Origin of the sequence: Pseudomonas sp. FEN, assembly GCF_904067045.1 — a bacterium.
Taxonomy (GTDB): Bacteria; Pseudomonadota; Gammaproteobacteria; order Pseudomonadales; family Pseudomonadaceae; genus Aquipseudomonas.
Genome location: NZ_CAJFDC010000001.1, coordinates 477,862 through 494,101 on the forward strand (window position 1 = coordinate 477,862; position 16,240 = coordinate 494,101).

Here is a 16,240-nt window from a genome sequence, read left to right on the forward strand (position 1 = left end):
GCGTGCCGCACGGAGTACCTGAATGACACCTTTTGCCCTTGTCTACACCCTGCATGTCCTGGCCGCACTGGTCTGGGTCGGCGGTATGTTCTTCGCCTGGATGATCCTGCGCCCGGCGGCCATGGCCGCGCTGGAAGGCCCGGCCCGACTGAAGCTGTGGGTCCAGGTGTTCCAGCGTTTCTTTGTCTGGGTCTGGGTCGCGGTGGTGCTCCTGCCGGTCAGCGGCGTGGGCCTGATCCAGTTGCGCTTCAGCGGCTTCGAGACCGCACCGCGTTATGTGCAGGTCATGATGGGGCTATATATCGTGATGGTTGCACTGTTTATTCGTATCCAGTCGTTGCAATTGCCGGATTTGCGCCGCGCGGTGGAGGCCCAGGACTGGGCGGCGGGTGCTGCCGCGCTGGGGCGGATTCGGCGACTGGTGGGGATCAATCTGCTGGTCGGCTTGGTGCTGGTGGCCATCGCGGCGGCACGTCCGATGTTTTGACTGGAACTGACTGAACGCAGGCGCAAGGCTTCCCACTAACAGGCTGGGAGCCCGGCTTGCCGGCGATGACGACCGCGAGAGCGATGCAAAACTCGCGGGCCCCTTCGCGAGCAAGCTCTGCTCCTACAGGTCCGAGGTGTTTTTGAGACCTGTTACAGGCGCTGAACCGTCACGCTGCCCGCCGGGCCAACCGGTCCCGGCTTGCCCGCCTGGCCCGGACGACCTGACTTGCCACCGGCGGTGTCGTAGACAAAGCAGCCCTTGGCCTTGCCGCCAGCACCCGGATGCCCCGCCGCTCCGGCAAGTCCTCCGGTACCGCCATCGACCAGCACCTGGATCTGCGCCGCCGGGTAATCCCGGGGCAACTGCAAGCGAACCTGCGCGCCCGCCGCGCCCGGATGACCGTCGCCACCGTTATCACCGTCCGCGCCTTGTCCGGCCGCGCCCCAGGTGCATCCAGGTTCCTCGCCATTCGCGCCGTCGAGCCCGACGTAGCCCGGCACGCCGGCGCCACCACGGGCATCCACCGACAACAACGGGCCGCTGAGGGCATCGATGCGCAGATCCAGGTTACGTCCCGGCGAAGGGGCTCTCTGGTAGGTACCCGGCGCACCGCGCGCGCTGATCTGGCTGCCACTGCCCAGTTCGGCGCGCGTGGCCTTGAGGGCGAAACCCTGCTCGCTCGGTACGATGGCAATACGTGCCTCATGCCCCAGGTGCAGTTCGCCGATGTTCAGTTGCGTGACGCTGGCGGGGACCAGCAAGGTGCCAAAGTCGGCCACATCCAGGCGCTCGAGTTGCAGCACCGAGGTACTGGCGGGCAAGCGCAGCATGGAATTGGTTTCGACGCTGACGACCTGGGCGAACGCCAGGGGGCTGCACAAGGCAGCCAGCAGGCACAGGCTACGCATGTTGGTGTTCCTCACGAGTGGGCAAAGGCTGGATTTGCAGGTGGAACAAACCGAACAGCAGGATCTGCGCCCGGTCACGCCAGGGATGGGCACGCTCGCGCACGCTGCCATTGAACAGCAGCACTTCCAGCAAGTGCGTCAACAACAGCAGACTCCCCGCCAGGTCGACCAGCACCCGGAACGGACTGATCAACGGCTGCACCAGGTTGACCAGCACCACCAACCAGAACACCAGCGTCAACACTTTCCCCAGCCCCCAAAGCACCTTCATATGCCCCCCTGATGAGTTATTCTTTGGCGCACAGTAAGGCGAGTCAGGGCAGTTTGCCAGTGGCCGTTGAAAATTCGCCCGTGTTTGCCGTTCCGACCGAGGTATCCCGATGATAGAAAGCCTTTCCACGCGAACGCCCCAGCAAGCACTGGCGGCCTTGCTGGACCGTTACGCCCCGCAAACCCTGCTGCTCGTAGGGGCTGGCAGCTTTCCGGCACTCGAGGCGTTCCAGGCCGCCCACCCCGAGGCCCAGCTAGCCTGCGCCGCACCGGGTGCCCTGCCGGCCGAATTGGCCGCCCGACGTTTCGACCTGGCCCTGGTGGTCGACTGCCTGGAACACCTGCCCAAGCGTGACGGTCGGCAATTGCTCGGTGGCATTCGCAATCTCAATGCCAGCCGTATCGCGGTGCTGGTGGACATGACCGCCAGCGGTTGGCAGGACAGCGACTTCTTCGCCCTGGCCCTGCAAAGCAGCGAACGTTTTGCCCGCGACGAACAGGTGCTGACGCTATTCACCTATGATCTGAAGGAATACAAACAGGTGCCGGACTGGCTGAACGCCAAGTTCTGGGCCAATCCGGAAAATTTCGGCAAGTACTGGTGGTGATTCCCGTGAGCACATCCATCTGTCCCTGTGGTAGCGGCAACCCGCTGGAAGCCTGCTGCGGCCACTATCACTCAGGCTATCCCGCCCCCTGCGCCGAAGCCCTGATGCGTTCGCGCTACTGCGCCTATGTGTTGGGCCTGGTGGACTACCTGGTGGACACCACGCTGCCCCTGCAACAACCCGGGCTGGACCGCCAGGCCATCGGCGAATGGAGTGCGCAGAGCACCTGGCTGGGCTTGCAGGTGGAAAGCTCGGAGGTCTTCGGCGGCCAGCCCGAGCATGCCTTCGTGACCTTCACCGCGCGCTGGCACGACAGCAACGGCGAGCACAGCCATCGGGAAAAATCGTCCTTCGTGCAAAGCGCCGGGCGCTGGTATTTCATCGACCCCACCGTACCGCTCAAGGCCGGGCGCAACGACGCCTGCCCTTGCGGCAGCGGGCAGAAATTCAAGAAGTGCTGCGCAAGCTACCTGCTCAGCTGAAGCTCAGGTGTGAGATGTCGGGCATCGCGATGGCGGGAGCGCCCGGCAGTTGCCCCATGTCGGCACCTACCGGCGCGACGCTGAACGCCGACAGATCCACCGCCACCGCGACCGGTTCAGGCTTGGGGTCCTGCAGGTCGCTGCCGACCTCGGCGATCCCGAAGTCCGGGGCGTCGACCGCACTGAACGCCGCCATATAAGCATCGCGCGGCACCACCTGGGCATGGCCTGGCATCGGCGGCAACGCCGCCATCTCGATCTCCTCGACCGCCATCTCGACCACCGCGACCAGCGCCCCGGCCCGCTCGATGGTTACCCGATATTTTTCCGCCGCGGCCGCATCGAGGTTGCTCTTGAGCACCAGGCGCCGCCCGGAAAACAGCAGTTCGATACGCTGGGCATCGGCCTGGAACAGCCGGGCCAGGTTGCTCTTGACCTGATCGACCGGCGCACCGGGCAGCGACTCGCCACTGAAGACAATCTCGTAAAGCGTCATGATCACACTCCTGTGCGCCAGCCTGATCCGTTGCACGAATGGTCAGCAGTATCACCCAGTGGATTTACCGCCACAACCACGCGCTTTTTTTGCCACGGGCTTGCTATGCTGGGGCTTAGGCGGGAGGAACCCCATGTATTCACGAACACTCGGCACGCTCGGCCTGCTCATGTTGTTGACGCTTTCCGGCTGTGCGTCCTGGTTCGATAATGGTGCCCGCGAGCCCGAGGTTCGCCTGGTGCGCGTCGAGCTGATCAAGGCACGGCTGGTGCAGCAGCAGTTTCGCCTGCACTTTCGTATCGACAACCCCAACGACGACAGCCTGACCGTGCGCAGTCTGCACTATCGCCTCTATCTCGATGACTGGCTGCTGAGCGAAGGCGAATCCAATGGCTGGTTCAGCGTGGAAGGCAACAGCCATGCCTTGCTGGTGATCCCGGTCAGGACCAACCTCTGGGAACACCTGCGCGACCTGCACAAACGCCTGAAACATCCCCATGAGCCGATCCCCTACCGACTGGAAGGCGAGCTGGAAACCGGACTATTCCTCAGTCATGACGTGCACCTGGAGCGCAAAGGCGAGATAATTCCCGCCGATATTACTGCGGAGTGACACCAGCATGACCCAGCAACCCCATGTCCACGGCCCTGATTGCAACCACGATCACGAACACCATGAGCACCACGATCACGACCATGGACATGTCCACGGTCCGAACTGCGGTCACGCTCACCAGGAGCCCGTGCGCAATGCACTGAAAGACGTCGGGCGCAACGATCCGTGCCCGTGCGGCAGCAGCAAGAAATTCAAGAAGTGCCACGGGGCCTGAGGCCCGAAGAAATGCGTCTGGCAACGCGAAACCCGTAGGAGCGAGCGTGCTGGCGATGTCGTTCGCAAGCACGGTGCGAGGTTCAAGGGCCTCATCGCCGGTAATCAAGCCTCGACCGGCCGCTCCTACAAGTGGATGGGCGCTACTGGAACAGCGCCTCGCTGGACAGCCCGTTCTTCTCGAGGATCTCACGCAGGCGCTTGAGCCCCTCGACCTGGATCTGCCGGACGCGCTCACGGGTCAAGCCGATCTCCAGCCCGACATCCTCCAGGGTGCTGCTCTCATGCCCGCGCAGACCAAAACGTCGTACTACACCTCACGCTGCTTGTCGGTCAATTCCGATAGCCACTGGTCGATGCTCTGGGACAGGTCGTCGTCCTGAAGCAACTCGCAGGGATCGGTAGGCCGATCATCGGTGAGGGTATCGAGCAACGTCTTGTCGGAGTCCGGTCCCAGCGATACATCCACCGAAGACACCCGCTCATTCAGGCCGAGCATGCGCTTGACCTCACCCACCGGTTTCTCCAACAGGTTGGCGATTTCTTCCGGGGACGGCTCATGATCGAGCTTCTGGGTCAGCTCCCGGGCCGCCCGCAGGTAGACGTTCAATTCCTTGACCACATGAATCGGCAGGCGAATGGTCCGGGTCTGGTTCATGATCGCCCGTTCAATCGTCTGGCGGATCCACCAGGTAGCATAGGTTGAGAAGCGAAAGCCGCGTTCCGGATCGAATTTCTCGACGGCCCGGATCAAGCCGAGGTTGCCCTCTTCGATCAGGTCCAACAAGGAAAGACCGCGATTGACGTAGCGTCGGGCGATTTTCACCACCAGCCGCAGGTTGCTTTCGATCATGCGCTTGCGGCCCGCGGGATCGCCACTTTGCGACAAGCGCGCAAAATGAACTTCTTCTTCCGGGGACAACAAGGGGGAAAAACCGATTTCATTGAGATACAACTGGGTCGCATCCAGCGCCCGTGTGTAGTCAATGTACTTATGCTGCTTAAGCGAAGCAGCACTTTTGGCCTTGGCACGAACTGGGGTTGGAGAACTGTCGTCCTCCGGCATCATGTCCATGACGATGTCGGAGTCCATAAGGAGCACCTCATCATCGATGTCAAACCCCGGGGCTTCTTTACTGAGAGCCATTGTTATAGTCCTTTGGTGAGTTCGACCTCAAGCTCAAGCGACGCCTTTATCCTTGGCAACGCTGGAACCTGTTCCCGCTACATCAGGAGAACAGGCTGGAAAACGGATCAACGACGCGGCAGGAATTGCAGTGGGTCTACGGGTTTCCCCTGGCGGCGAATCTCAAAATGCAGTTTCACCCGGTCTGTACCAGTTGATCCCATTTCGGCAATTGTCTGTCCGACCTTGACCTGCTGCCCCTCCCGAACCAACAGCCTACGGTTGTGACCGTAAGCACTGACGTAGGTATCGCTGTGTTTGATGATGACCAGTTCACCGTAGCCCCGCAACCCACTCCCGGCGTAAACAACTGACCCATCAGACGCAGCTAAAACAGGCTGTCCCAAATCCCCGGCGATATCAATACCTTTATTCAAACTACCGTTTGAAGAGAATTTTCCAATCAAAATACCATTCGAAGGCCACGCCCAGCCCTTGGGCGCGGGACCCGCCGGCGGGCTCGGCGTCGCCGCTGGAGGCGCCTGGGTCGCGGGTTGCGCGGCGGTTGCGGGAGTGGATGCGGAGTTGGCCGGGTGCCGGGTGATGGTGAACTTGCCCGACGGCGAAGCCGTTGACGCTGCCGAGGCTGTCGAGGCGACGGCCGTCGGCGTTGAATTTGAACGGCTGTCGAAACGAATCGCCTGACCGACGTGAATCGTGTACGGCTCGGGGATATTGTTGCGCGCGGCCAGGGCTTTCCAGTCCCAGCCGTAGCGAAAGGCGATCGAGAACAAGGTATCGCCTTTCGCGACCACGTGCTGGCCGGTGGTGGTCATCGGCTTCTGCGGCGTGGCACTGGCGGTTGCATTGTTACCGTTACGATCGACGACGCGCACGCCGCCCTTTGGAGCACTGGAGCAACCAGCCAGTAAAGCACTGAGGGCAAGGCCGATCATCAGGCACTGAACGCTTGCTTTACCCATACGCTGCCGAATGACTGTGAGACTCACCCGCCGCTCCCTTTGTGGTGGCTGAAATATAGAGTGCCTGTGCAGGCGATAATATGGCGTAAGTATAACTGGCTGTTGGAATTTCACGGACAACAAAGCCGAATCGGCTGACCCCGTGTAGCGGGCATCAGGAAAAACCCGAGGCATTTTAAACATTCGCGTCCCATCAGGTCCCGCCCTAAGACCCACGACCTTAAACAGAATTCATTGCCGTTCAACAAATGTTCAGGCCAAGGGTCCGTTAAGCAGCGGGACGAAACGGACCGCGCCCAATACATGTCGGGAAAAACCCTGTTCTTCGCGCACGATCAGCAGCAACTGCTGGACTTCACCGGCACCCACCGGAATCACCATGCGCCCGCCCGGGGCCAGTTGATCGAGCAACGCCTGCGGAACATCCGTGGCTACCGCGGTGACAATGATGCCATTGTAGGGTGCCAGCGCCGGCCAGCCCTCCCAGCCGTCGCCCCAACGGAACACCACGTTGCGCAGGTTGAGCTCGACCAGGCGCTCCTTGGCGCGATCCTGCAAGACCTTGATCCGCTCCACCGAAAACACCCGCTCCACCAGCTGCGACAACACGGCCGTCTGGTAGCCCGAACCGGTGCCGATTTCCAACACTTTGTCCAGTGGCCCGGCCTCCAGCAGCAGCTCGCTCATGCGCGCCACCATATAAGGCTGGGAAATGGTCTGGTTGTTGCCGATCGGCAACGCGGTATCTTCGTAGGCACGATGGGCCAGCGCTTCATCGACAAATAGATGCCGGGGCGTGCGACGGATCACTTCCAGAACCTGGGCGTTGGACACGCCTTCTTCATAAAGCCGCTGAATCAGGCGTTCGCGGGTTCGCTGGGAAGTCATGCCGATACCGCGGCGCATCAGCTCGTCTTGCTCACGGGACATCAGGCAAGTCCCTCCAGCCAACTGCCCAGCGACTGGAAGGCATCGTTGAAGGTACGATCCAGTTGCAGTGGCGTCACCGAGACAAAACCTTGCATCACGGCATGAAAATCGGTACCCGGACCGCCATCTTCGGCATCGCCGGCGGCGGCGATCCAGTAACCGGCCTTGCCCCGTGGGTCGACGACCCGGGTCGGCGCCGCGGCCCGGGCACGATGCCCCAGGCGCGTCAGCTGGATACCGCGGATGCGCTCCAGGGGCAGGTTGGGAATATTCACATTGAGCACCGTTCGCGCTGGCAGCGCCAGCCCTTCATGGGCCTGTACCAGCAGGCGCGCGAAATGCGCGGCGGTGGCCAGGTTCTCGACCTGGCGCGAAACCAGCGAGAACGCGAACGAAGGCCCACGCAGAAAGCGTCCTTCCAGGGCCGCCGCCACCGTACCGGAATACAGCACGTCATCCCCCAGGTTGGCCCCCAGGTTGATACCGGACACCACCATATCCTGTTCCTGCTCCAGCAAGGCATTGAGCCCGAGGTGCACGCAGTCGGTGGGTGTGCCGTTGAGGCTGATAAAGCCGTTGGGCAATGTATGCGGGTGCAGCGGGCGGTCCAGGGTCAGCGAGCTGCTGGCACCGCTTTTGTCCTGGTCCGGGGCAATCACCTTGCACTCGGCATAATCCGCCAGCGCAGCATGAAGCGCGGCGAGACCGGGGGCGAAAACCCCATCGTCGTTCGAAATCAGAATACGCATGAGCTGTCCGTCTGCCCTGCCGGCACCAGATCGACGAGTTCGCGCACCAAAGCAGTGGCGAAGCATCCGGCCGGAAGGACGAATTCCAGTTGCAGAATGTCCAGCGAGGGATAATGCCACGACAGCCGGCCAATGGGCAGCCGCAGGATGCGACGTTCGTGTTCCATTGCGGCCTTGACCAGCCATTGACAGAGTTCGGTCTCGCGCTCGGCCACCGCCTGTTCCAGCGCAAAGGTCATGCCCGACGCGGGGGACGGGCCCTCGCCCCACTGCGGACCGGTGGGGTGCAGGTCGAGAATGGCCAGGCGCGGGTCATCGCACTCGGCTTCACCGGCCGGGAAGAAACTGCGACTGTCGGTGAACGCCAGCAGGTCGCCGACCTGGGCACGGTTCCAGCTGCCGTCGGCGACACGCGCCGCCAGCACCTGGTTGAACAGGTAGCTACGGGCCGTGGACAGCAGCCGCGAACGGACATTGCGTTGTTCGGGCAAAGCCTGGCGGGCCGCGTAGGCACGGGCCTCACCGAGGTTGCCGCCGAGGTGGCCGAAACGCTGGGCACCGAAATAGTTGGGAATACCTTGCTCGGCGATCCGCTCGAGGCGTTGCTGCAAAGCGTCCTTGTCCGCGTTCAATTGGGTCAGGCGCAAGGTGAAGCCGTTGGCGGCATGGGCACCGCGTTGCAGCTTGCGCTTGTGCCGGGCGGTCTTGAGGATCAGCAGGCTGTCGTTCTGCGCCGCCGACAGGTCCGGGTCGGCCTTGCCCGGCAGTTGCACGCTGAACCATTGGCGAGTGAGGGCCTGGCGGTCCTTGAGGCCAGCATAACTGACCGTGCGCAACGGCACGCCGGCGGCCTTGGCGATACGCCGGGCAGCCTCCTCGGTGTTCAGGCCGCGTTTCTCCACCCACAGCCACAGGTGCTCGCCTTCCCCCGTCAGAGGGATATCGAGGACCTCATCAACCTGGAAGTCTTCGGCCGTGGCCTTGAGCACCGCGCTACCCAGGACATCGCCGTAGGCACGTGGGCCCAGCAGTTCCAGTTCGGTCATGCGCGCAGCAACAAAGCGACGCAATGCACCGCGATGCCTTCTTCACGGCCGGTAAAGCCGAGCTTTTCAGTAGTAGTGGCTTTGACGTTCACTTGATCCAACTCGACTTCAAGATCCGCGGCAATCAGCGCGCGCATCGATTCAATATGCGGCGCCATTTTCGGCGCCTGGGCAACGATGGTGCTATCGACGTTGCCGACTTTCCAGCCCCGGGCCTTGATCAGCGACACCACGTGACGCAGCAGCACACGGCTGTCGGCGCCCTTGTAGGTCGGATCGGTATCCGGGAAATGCTTGCCGATGTCGCCCAGGGCAGCCGCCCCCAGCAGCGCATCGCTCAAGGCATGCAGCAGCACGTCGCCGTCGGAATGGGCCAGCAGCCCGTGGTGGTGCGCAATCCGCACGCCACCCAGGGTGATGAAGTCGCCTGCGGCGAAACGGTGCACATCATAGCCGTGGCCAATACGCATAAAAAAACGCCCCGATGTAAGTCAGGGCGTGATTCTACCTATTTTGTTCAACATTAGGTTCTAGTACGAGAATTAGCCAGGCGAAGCTCAGGCAAGGCAAAAATAGGCGAGGAAGCGCGGTTGACTGTAGTCAATGAGCATTCCGAGCCTATTTTCAACGCGGCAGGAGCGAGTACGGGCAATTATCGTGCGGAACCTGGGCTAAGAGCTGCGCTGTGATGTCGCAGGTGATCGTCAATGAAACTGGCGATGAAGAAATAGCTATGGTCGTAGCCCGGCTGCAAGCGCAATGTCAGCGGATGTTGCGCCAGCTTCGCCGCCTGCTGCAGCGCCTCGGGCTTGAGCTGGTTGGCCAGGAAATCGTCACGATCGCCCTGATCCACCAGGATCGGCAGCTTCTCGGTCGCCTCGGCAATCAGCGCGCAGGCATCCCACTCACGCCAGCGCGAGCGTTCTTCGCCCAGATAATGGGAAAAGGCCTTCTGCCCCCAGGGACAATCCATCGGGTTGCTGATCGGCGCGAAGGCCGACAGCGACTGATAGCGTCCTGGGTTGCGCAAGGCACACACCAGCGCGCCGTGCCCGCCCATGGAATGACCGCTGATACCACGCTTGTCCGAAGCCGGGAAATGCGCCTCGACCAGTGCCGGCAGCTCATGCACCACATAGTCGTGCATCCGGTAATGCTGGGCCCAGGGTTGCTGGGTGGCATTGAGATAGAAACCGGCGCCCAGGCCGAAGTCCCAGGCCTTGTCCGGGGCCCCCGGCACATCGGCGCCACGCGGGCTGGTGTCCGGCGCGACGATGATCAACCCCAGCTCGGCCGCCAGGCGCTGGGCGCCGGCCTTGTGCATGAAGTTCTCGTCGGTGCAGGTCAGGCCGGACAGCCAGTACAACACTGGCAGCTTGCCGCCCTGCTCGGCCTGCGGCGGCAGATAGACGGCGAACACCATGTCGCAGCCGAGGACTTCGGAATGATGCTTGTAGCGTTTGTGCCAGCCGCCGAAGCTTTTCTGACAGGACAGGTTTTCCAGGCTCATGACCGACCTCAGAAATGGATGACGGTACGAATGCTCTTGCCTTCATGCATCAGGTCGAACGCCTTGTTGATATCCTCCAGGCCCATGGTGTGGGTGATGAAGGTATCCAGCGGGATTTCGCCCTTCTGCGCCATTTCCACGTAGCTCGGCAATTCGCTGCGCCCGCGCACGCCACCGAAGGCCGAACCGCGCCAGACGCGTCCGGTCACCAACTGGAACGGCCGGGTCGAGATTTCCTGGCCGGCACCGGCCACGCCGATGATCACCGACTCGCCCCAGCCCTTGTGGCAGCATTCCAGAGCGGCACGCATCAGTTGCACATTGCCGATGCACTCGAAGGAAAAATCCACGCCGCCATCGGTCATGTCGACAATCACGTCCTGGATCGGCCGATCGAAATCTTTCGGGTTGACGCAATCGGTGGCGCCCAGTTGCCGGGCGATTTCGAACTTGGCCGGGTTGATGTCGATGGCGATGATGCGTCCGGCCTTGGCCTTGACCGCGCCAATCACCGCCGACAGGCCGATGCCGCCGAGGCCGAAGATTGCCACGGTGTCGCCCGGCTTGACCTTGGCGGTATTGATCACCGCACCGATCCCGGTGGTGACGCCGCAGCCGAGCAGGCAGACCTTCTCCAGCGGTGCGTCTTTCGAAATCCTGGCTACGGAAATTTCCGGCAACACGGTGTACTCGGAGAACGTCGAGGTGCCCATGTAGTGGAAAATCGTCTCGCCTTTATAGGAAAAGCGCGAAGTGCCATCCGGCATCAAGCCCTTGCCCTGGGTAGCGCGAATGGCCTGGCAGAGGTTGGTCTTGCCCGACAGGCAGAATTTGCATTTGCCACATTCCGGGGTGTAGAGCGGGATGACGTGGTCGCCCACCGCCACCGAGGTCACCCCCTCGCCGATCGCTTCGACAATCGCCCCGCCTTCATGGCCGAGGATCGAGGGGAAGATGCCTTCCGGGTCGGCGCCGGACAAGGTGTAAGCGTCGGTATGGCAAACGCCGGAGGCCACGACACGCAACAGCACTTCGCCGGCCTTGGGCATGGCGACATCGACTTCGACGATCTCGAGGGGCTTCTTGGCCTCGAAGGCAACGGCGGCACGTGACTTGATCATCCAGCAACTCCTGAAAAAGTGAATAACGAAACGCCAAGTGTAAATCAGCCTTGATTGATTAATAATCCGGTCAAAAGCAAAACATTATTGCTGAGCAGGGACAATCTAATGAATGACAACCGCTGGGAGGGCATCGACGAGTTCGTCGCCGTGGCCGAATGCAGCCAATTCACCGCGGCAGCCGAGCGCCTGGGGGTGTCCTCTTCCCACATCAGCCGGCAGATCGCCCGGCTGGAGGAACGCCTGCAAACCCGTCTGCTCTATCGCAGCACCCGGCGCGTGACCCTGACCGAGGCCGGTCAGACCTTTCTGCAACATTGCCAGCGCCTGCAGGATGGCCGCGAAGAAGCCCTGCGCGCGGTGGGCGACCTGACCAGCGAACCCAAGGGCATGTTGCGCATGACCTGCGCCGTGGCCTATGGCGAACGCTTTATCGTGCCGCTGGTGACCCGTTTCATGGGGCTGTATCCGCAGTTGCGGGTGGATATCGAGTTGAGCAATCGCACCCTGGACCTGGTGCATGAAGGGCTGGACCTGGCGATCCGCCTGGGCCGCTTGCAGGATTCACGACTGGTGGCGACCCGGCTGGCCCCACGGCGGATGTATCTGTGCGCGTCGCCGTCCTACCTGGCGCGCTATGGGCGCCCGCATAGCTTGTCGGAATTGAGCCGGCATAACTGCCTGATCGGCAGCTCGGATATCTGGCAACTGGAGCAGAACGGGCGGGAGTTTTCCCAGCGAGTACAAGGCAATTGGCGCTGCAACAGTGGGCAGGCGGTGTTGGACGCGGCGTTGCAGGGGGTCGGGTTGTGTCAGTTGCCGGACTATTACGTGCTTGAGCACTTGCACAACGGCACGTTGATTTCCTTGCTTGAAGCCCATCAGCCACCGAATACGGCGGTGTGGGCGCTGTATCCGCAACAGCGGCACCTGTCGCCGAAAGTGCGCAAGCTGGTGGATTATCTCAAGGAGGGGTTGGCCAAGCGGCCCGAGTACAGCGTTTGATGGTCGCCTTGCTGGCGATGGTGTCCGTTTGAGCGGCGCCAGTCTCAAGGGACTATTCGTGGGCAAGCCCGGCTCCTACAAGTTTGTGTCGTACACAAAACAGGTGTACGGCGCCGAACGGTAGGAGCCGGGCTTGTCGGATCGCCGCAGCGCCGTGAAGACGCCGGTGCTAACGACACAAGACTTGAGGCTCTCAGTGACGGTTGGCCCAACGCAGGCGCAACCACTCCAGGTCCTCGGGACGGGTGATCTTGATATTGTCCGAACGCCCTTCGATCAGGCGCGGCGCCTGGCCTGCCCATTCCATCGCCGAGGCTTCATCGGTGATGATCGCATCGGCCACCAGGCTGTCGGCCAGTGCCCGGTGCAAGGCCCCCAGGCGGAACATCTGCGGCGTATAGGCCTGCCAGATCAAGCTACGGTCGATGGTTTCCAGCACCCGCCCGTGCTGGTCCACGCGCTTGAGCGTGTCCCGGGCCGGCACGGCCAGCAGGCCGCCCACCGGGTCATTGGCCAACTCCGCGAGCAAGCTGTCGAGGTCGTGACGCGACAGATTCGGCCGCGCCGCATCGTGGACCAGCACCCAATCATCCTCCGCCGCCCCCAGGGTATGCAGGTGCAGCAAGGCATTGAGTACCGAGTCGGCCCGCTCGCCACCGCCGTCGACCCGCTGGATACGCGGGTCCGCGGCGCAGGCCAGGCCCGGCCAGTAGGGATCGTGCGGCGCCAGGGCAACCACCAGGCCCTTCAAGCCCGGATGATCGAGGAAACAGCCAAGGCTGTGTTCAAGAATTGTGCGCCCGCCCAGTAACAGATACTGCTTGGGACGGTCCGCGGCCATGCGAGCACCGACGCCCGCGGCAGGAATCACGGCCCAGAAGGCCGGTAGAGAGAAGTCAGTCATTGCGCCAGCTGATAAAGGGTTTCACCGTCCTTGACCATGCCCAGCTCATGGCGAGCGCGTTCTTCAACGGTCTCCATGCCTTTCTTCAGTTCAAGAACTTCCGCGTCGAGCACGCGATTACGTTCCAGCAGACGCTCGTTTTCGGCGTGCTGGTCGGCAATCTGCTGTGTCAGGTCGGCCACCTGCGCCAGGCTCCCATTGCCCACCCAAAGGCGATACTGCAGGCCAGCCAGCAGCAAGAGCAGAACGAGGAACAACCAATAGGGACTGCGCATCGAATTTCAGTTATCCAGTGGAAAAGACAGCCTTGCCAACCATTTCGAACCGACTGATAGCACGAAGCCTGGAAGAACCAGGCTTGTGCTATCAAAGCATCAGATTAGTGCTAAAAAACTCGCCATAGCGACTTTTCCGACACAATCCAGTGTCTTTTTACCATCTACGGCTTAACCGCGAAACTCGGCGCGACCGTTGTACCTGGCCTTGGCACCCAGTTGCTCTTCGATACGCAGCAGTTGGTTGTACTTGGAAACGCGGTCGGAACGGCACAGCGAACCGGTTTTGATCTGGCCCGCGGCGGTGCCCACGGCCAGGTCGGCAATGGTCGAATCTTCGGTCTCACCGGAACGGTGCGAGATCACCGCGGTGTAGCCGGCGGCCTTGGCCATCTGGATGGCTTCCAGGGTTTCGGTCAGGGTGCCGATCTGGTTGAACTTGATCAGGATCGAGTTGGCGATCTTTTTATCGATGCCTTCTTTCAGGATCTTGGTGTTGGTAACGAACAGGTCATCGCCTACCAGTTGGGTCTTCTCGCCGATCTTGTCGGTGAGAATTTTCCAGCCCGCCCAGTCGGATTCGTCCAGACCGTCTTCGATGGAGATGATCGGGTAGCGCTCGGTCAGGCCTTTGAGATAGTCGGCGAAACCTTCGGCGCTGAACACCTGGCCTTCGCCGGACAGGTTGTACTTGCCGTCTTCGTAGAATTCGCTGGCGGCGCAGTCCAGGGCCAGGGTCACGTCGGTGCCCAGGGTGTAACCGGCATTGGCCACGGCTTCGGAGATCACTTTCAAAGCGTCTTCGTTGGAGGCCAGGTTCGGTGCGAAACCACCTTCGTCACCCACGGCAGTGCTCAGGCCACGCGCCTTCAGCACGGCTTTGAGGTGGTGGAAAATCTCGGTGCCCATGCGCAGGCCTTCGGAGAAGGTCTTGGCGCCCACCGGCTGAACCATGAATTCCTGGATGTCGACGTTGTTGTCGGCATGCTCGCCACCGTTGATGATGTTCATCATCGGTACCGGCATGGAGTAGACACCCGGCGTACCGTTGAGGTTGGCGATGTGTGCGTACAGCGGCAGGTCCTGGTCCTGGGCGGCGGCCTTGGCGGCAGCCAGGGACACGGCGAGGATGGCGTTGGCGCCCAGGGTCGCCTTGTTCTCGGTACCGTCCAGCGCGATCATCGCCCGGTCCAGGGCTTTCTGGTCGGAAGGGTCCTTGCCCAGCAGCAACTCACGGATCGGGCCGTTGATGTTGCCGACGGCCTTCAGCACGCCCTTGCCCAGGTAACGACTCTTGTCGCCATCACGCAGTTCCAGCGCTTCACGCGAACCGGTGGAAGCACCGGACGGCGCGCAGGCGCTGCCGATGATGCCGTTGTCCAGAAGCACGTCCGCTTCCACAGTGGGATTACCACGGGAGTCGAGAACTTCACGACCTTTGATGTCGACGATTTTTGCCATTGTTGTAAGCACTCCAAAGTTGACGAAAACGCTGTAGGAGCCGAGCTTGCTCGCGATGAACGATAACGCGGTCGGTCTGATAGAACGAGGCGCCAACATCGCGAGCCAGCTCGACTCCTACAAGAGCCATTCGGCCGGCAGGCCAGAGCGATAGATAAAACGTGCGGTACTTTACCGGAGATTTGAGGATTACGCGGTTTCTACCGTCGGAAAACTCTTCACCAGTGTATCCAAAGCCTTGAGTTGGGCCAGGAATGGCTCCAGTTTGTCCAGACGCAAGGCACAAGGTCCGTCGCACTTGGCGTGGTCCGGATCCGGATGCGCTTCCAGGAACAGGCCGGCCAGACTCTGGCTCATGCCGGCCTTGGCCAGGTCGGTGACCTGGGCCCGACGACCACCGGCGGAATCCGAGCGACCGCCGGGCATCTGCAAGGCGTGGGTCACATCGAAAAATACCGGGTATTCGAACTGCTTCATGATCCCGAAGCCGAGCATGTCGACCACCAGGTTGTTGTAGCCGAAGCTCGAACCGCGCTCGCAGAGGATCAACTGGTCGTTGCCCGCTTCCACGCACTTGCTCAGGATGTGCTTCATTTCCTGGGGGGCGAGAAACTGGGCTTTCTTGATGTTGATCACCGCGCCGGTCTTGGCCATGGCCACCACCAGGTCGGTCTGGCGCGACAGGAAGGCCGGCAACTGGATGATCTCGCAGACCTCGGCGACCACGGCGGCCTGGGCCGGCTCGTGGACGTCGGTAATGATCGGCACGCCGAACGCCTGCTTGATGTCCTGGAAAATCCGCATCCCTTCTTCCAGGCCTGGGCCACGGTAGGAGCTGACGGACGAACGGTTGGCCTTGTCGAAGCTGGCCTTGAACACGTAGGGGATACCGAGTTTCTCGGTAACCTTCACGTATTCCTCACAGACCTGCATCGCCATGTCACGGCTTTCCAGTACGTTCATGCCGCCGAACAGCACCATCGGCTTGTCGTTGGCAATCTCGATATCGCCTACGCGGATGATCTTTTGGGCCATGCTTCTATCTCT

General features: G+C 61.7%; 20 protein-coding genes and 1 pseudogene. 6 read left to right on the forward strand and 15 right to left on the reverse strand.

Translation table 11 applies throughout. The annotated features are described in order from the left end of the window. Positions 1–22: 22 nt before the first annotated feature. Positions 23–487, forward strand: a complete 465-nt coding sequence (locus PFEN_RS02305) for a CopD family protein (RefSeq protein WP_191485417.1) — start codon at positions 23–25, stop codon at positions 485–487. A gap of 152 nt (positions 488–639) precedes the next feature. Here PFEN_RS02305 and PFEN_RS02310 read toward each other — a convergent pair whose 3' ends face one another. Continuing rightward, positions 640–1,398, reverse strand: a complete 759-nt coding sequence (locus PFEN_RS02310) for a collagen-like protein (protein ID WP_191485418.1) — start codon at positions 1,396–1,398, stop codon at positions 640–642. Next, entirely contained in the window at positions 1,391–1,669 is a 279-nt protein-coding gene (locus tag PFEN_RS02315) for a DUF1145 domain-containing protein (protein WP_191485419.1), read from the reverse strand. Before PFEN_RS02315 ends, PFEN_RS02310 begins: the two co-directional genes overlap by 8 nt. Before the next feature lie 109 nt (positions 1,670–1,778). Here PFEN_RS02315 and PFEN_RS02320 point away from each other — a divergent pair, with 109 nt between their 5' ends. Beyond that, entirely contained in the window at positions 1,779–2,276 is a 498-nt protein-coding gene (locus PFEN_RS02320) for a DUF6231 family protein (protein WP_191485420.1), read from the forward strand. 5 nt (positions 2,277–2,281) lie between these two features. After that, positions 2,282–2,758: a YchJ family protein gene (locus PFEN_RS02325; protein WP_191485421.1), complete on the forward strand. Its 477-nt coding sequence runs from the start codon at positions 2,282–2,284 to the stop codon at positions 2,756–2,758. Here the strand turns inward: PFEN_RS02325 and PFEN_RS02330 are convergent. After that, positions 2,751–3,254: a hypothetical protein gene (locus PFEN_RS02330; protein ID WP_191485422.1), complete on the reverse strand. Its 504-nt coding sequence runs from the start codon at positions 3,252–3,254 to the stop codon at positions 2,751–2,753. The two genes, PFEN_RS02325 and PFEN_RS02330, sit on opposite strands and share 8 nt — an antisense overlap. Positions 3,255–3,387: 133 nt before the next feature. On the opposite strand from PFEN_RS02330, the gene PFEN_RS02335 reads away from it, so the two are divergent. Together PFEN_RS02335 and PFEN_RS02340 are read left to right on the forward strand one after the other, a co-directional pair. After that, entirely contained in the window at positions 3,388–3,867 is a 480-nt protein-coding gene (locus PFEN_RS02335) for an LEA type 2 family protein (RefSeq protein WP_191485423.1), read from the forward strand. A 7-nt stretch (positions 3,868–3,874) separates the two neighbouring features. Beyond that, complete coding sequence (locus PFEN_RS02340; protein ID WP_191485424.1) at positions 3,875–4,084, forward strand: SEC-C metal-binding domain-containing protein; 210 nt, start codon at positions 3,875–3,877, stop codon at positions 4,082–4,084. A 142-nt stretch (positions 4,085–4,226) separates the two neighbouring features. Here the strand turns inward: PFEN_RS02340 and rpoS are convergent. The 8 genes and pseudogenes from rpoS to PFEN_RS02380 form a co-directional block, all read right to left on the reverse strand. Then, a pseudogene (rpoS, locus tag PFEN_RS02345) lies at positions 4,227–5,230 on the reverse strand (RNA polymerase sigma factor RpoS). A gap of 107 nt (positions 5,231–5,337) precedes the next feature. Further along, complete coding sequence (locus PFEN_RS02350; RefSeq protein WP_191485425.1) at positions 5,338–6,219, reverse strand: peptidoglycan DD-metalloendopeptidase family protein; 882 nt, start codon at positions 6,217–6,219, stop codon at positions 5,338–5,340. A 225-nt stretch (positions 6,220–6,444) separates the two neighbouring features. Further along, complete coding sequence (locus tag PFEN_RS02355; RefSeq protein WP_191485909.1) at positions 6,445–7,080, reverse strand: protein-L-isoaspartate(D-aspartate) O-methyltransferase; 636 nt, start codon at positions 7,078–7,080, stop codon at positions 6,445–6,447. 41 nt (positions 7,081–7,121) lie between these two features. Further along, entirely contained in the window at positions 7,122–7,871 is a 750-nt protein-coding gene (gene surE / locus PFEN_RS02360; protein ID WP_191485426.1) for a 5'/3'-nucleotidase SurE, read from the reverse strand. After that, positions 7,859–8,917, reverse strand: coding sequence for a tRNA pseudouridine(13) synthase TruD (gene truD / locus PFEN_RS02365; protein ID WP_191485427.1), 1,059 nt, complete (start codon positions 8,915–8,917; stop codon positions 7,859–7,861). Before truD ends, surE begins: the two co-directional genes overlap by 13 nt. Next, positions 8,914–9,387 carry a 2-C-methyl-D-erythritol 2,4-cyclodiphosphate synthase gene (ispF, locus tag PFEN_RS02370; RefSeq protein ID WP_191485428.1) on the reverse strand — a complete coding sequence of 158 codons (474 nt, stop codon included), beginning with the start codon at positions 9,385–9,387 and terminating at the stop codon, positions 8,914–8,916. Before ispF ends, truD begins: the two co-directional genes overlap by 4 nt. A gap of 182 nt (positions 9,388–9,569) precedes the next feature. Further along, positions 9,570–10,427 (reverse strand): S-formylglutathione hydrolase, encoded by an 858-nt coding sequence (gene fghA / locus PFEN_RS02375; RefSeq protein WP_191485429.1) that lies wholly within the window; start codon positions 10,425–10,427, stop codon positions 9,570–9,572. Between the two features lie 8 nt (positions 10,428–10,435). Next, positions 10,436–11,548: an S-(hydroxymethyl)glutathione dehydrogenase/class III alcohol dehydrogenase gene (locus PFEN_RS02380; protein ID WP_191485430.1), complete on the reverse strand. Its 1,113-nt coding sequence runs from the start codon at positions 11,546–11,548 to the stop codon at positions 10,436–10,438. 108 nt (positions 11,549–11,656) lie between these two features. Here PFEN_RS02380 and PFEN_RS02385 point away from each other — a divergent pair, with 108 nt between their 5' ends. Further along, a complete protein-coding gene (locus PFEN_RS02385) occupies positions 11,657–12,553 on the forward strand; it encodes a LysR substrate-binding domain-containing protein (RefSeq protein ID WP_191485431.1) in 897 nt (298 codons plus the stop codon). Between the two features lie 193 nt (positions 12,554–12,746). Here the strand turns inward: PFEN_RS02385 and ispD are convergent, their stop codons facing one another. The 4 genes from ispD to kdsA all read right to left on the reverse strand — a co-directional run bounded on the left by ispD (position 12,747) and on the right by kdsA (position 16,228). Continuing rightward, positions 12,747–13,457, reverse strand: a complete 711-nt coding sequence (gene ispD / locus PFEN_RS02390; RefSeq protein WP_191485432.1) for a 2-C-methyl-D-erythritol 4-phosphate cytidylyltransferase — start codon at positions 13,455–13,457, stop codon at positions 12,747–12,749. Then, on the reverse strand, positions 13,454–13,732 hold the full coding sequence (ftsB, locus tag PFEN_RS02395; RefSeq protein WP_191485433.1) for a cell division protein FtsB: 279 nt from the start codon (positions 13,730–13,732) through the stop codon (positions 13,454–13,456). Before ftsB ends, ispD begins: the two co-directional genes overlap by 4 nt. 171 nt (positions 13,733–13,903) lie before the next feature. Then, positions 13,904–15,193 carry a phosphopyruvate hydratase gene (gene eno, locus PFEN_RS02400; protein ID WP_191485434.1) on the reverse strand — a complete coding sequence of 430 codons (1,290 nt, stop codon included), beginning with the start codon at positions 15,191–15,193 and terminating at the stop codon, positions 13,904–13,906. A 189-nt stretch (positions 15,194–15,382) separates the two neighbouring features. Next, positions 15,383–16,228, reverse strand: a complete 846-nt coding sequence (gene kdsA, locus PFEN_RS02405; RefSeq protein WP_191485435.1) for a 3-deoxy-8-phosphooctulonate synthase — start codon at positions 16,226–16,228, stop codon at positions 15,383–15,385. Between the last annotated feature and the right edge of the window lie 12 nt (positions 16,229–16,240).

What these genes read in the sequence shown, in the direction of transcription:
- ispD (WP_191485432.1), bottom strand. Translation starts at nt 13,457, where the DNA reads ATGACTGACTTCTCTCTACCGGCCTTCTGGGCCGTGATTCCTGCCGCG.
- truD (WP_191485427.1), bottom strand. Translation starts at nt 8,917, where the DNA reads ATGACCGAACTGGAACTGCTGGGCCCACGTGCCTACGGCGATGTCCTG.
- fghA (WP_191485429.1), bottom strand. Translation starts at nt 10,427, where the DNA reads ATGAGCCTGGAAAACCTGTCCTGTCAGAAAAGCTTCGGCGGCTGGCAC.
- PFEN_RS02310 (WP_191485418.1), bottom strand. Translation starts at nt 1,398, where the DNA reads ATGCGTAGCCTGTGCCTGCTGGCTGCCTTGTGCAGCCCCCTGGCGTTC.
- PFEN_RS02330 (WP_191485422.1), bottom strand. Translation starts at nt 3,254, where the DNA reads ATGACGCTTTACGAGATTGTCTTCAGTGGCGAGTCGCTGCCCGGTGCG.
- surE (WP_191485426.1), bottom strand. Translation starts at nt 7,871, where the DNA reads ATGCGTATTCTGATTTCGAACGACGATGGGGTTTTCGCCCCCGGTCTC.
- kdsA (WP_191485435.1), bottom strand. Translation starts at nt 16,228, where the DNA reads ATGGCCCAAAAGATCATCCGCGTAGGCGATATCGAGATTGCCAACGAC.
- ftsB (WP_191485433.1), bottom strand. Translation starts at nt 13,732, where the DNA reads ATGCGCAGTCCCTATTGGTTGTTCCTCGTTCTGCTCTTGCTGCTGGCT.
- PFEN_RS02380 (WP_191485430.1), bottom strand. Translation starts at nt 11,548, where the DNA reads ATGATCAAGTCACGTGCCGCCGTTGCCTTCGAGGCCAAGAAGCCCCTC.
- PFEN_RS02340 (WP_191485424.1), top strand. Translation starts at nt 3,875, where the DNA reads ATGACCCAGCAACCCCATGTCCACGGCCCTGATTGCAACCACGATCAC.
- PFEN_RS02355 (WP_191485909.1), bottom strand. Translation starts at nt 7,080, where the DNA reads ATGACTTCCCAGCGAACCCGCGAACGCCTGATTCAGCGGCTTTATGAA.
- PFEN_RS02320 (WP_191485420.1), top strand. Translation starts at nt 1,779, where the DNA reads ATGATAGAAAGCCTTTCCACGCGAACGCCCCAGCAAGCACTGGCGGCC.
- PFEN_RS02315 (WP_191485419.1), bottom strand. Translation starts at nt 1,669, where the DNA reads ATGAAGGTGCTTTGGGGGCTGGGGAAAGTGTTGACGCTGGTGTTCTGG.
- PFEN_RS02335 (WP_191485423.1), top strand. Translation starts at nt 3,388, where the DNA reads ATGTATTCACGAACACTCGGCACGCTCGGCCTGCTCATGTTGTTGACG.
- eno (WP_191485434.1), bottom strand. Translation starts at nt 15,193, where the DNA reads ATGGCAAAAATCGTCGACATCAAAGGTCGTGAAGTTCTCGACTCCCGT.
- PFEN_RS02385 (WP_191485431.1), top strand. Translation starts at nt 11,657, where the DNA reads ATGAATGACAACCGCTGGGAGGGCATCGACGAGTTCGTCGCCGTGGCC.
- ispF (WP_191485428.1), bottom strand. Translation starts at nt 9,387, where the DNA reads ATGCGTATTGGCCACGGCTATGATGTGCACCGTTTCGCCGCAGGCGAC.
- PFEN_RS02305 (WP_191485417.1), top strand. Translation starts at nt 23, where the DNA reads ATGACACCTTTTGCCCTTGTCTACACCCTGCATGTCCTGGCCGCACTG.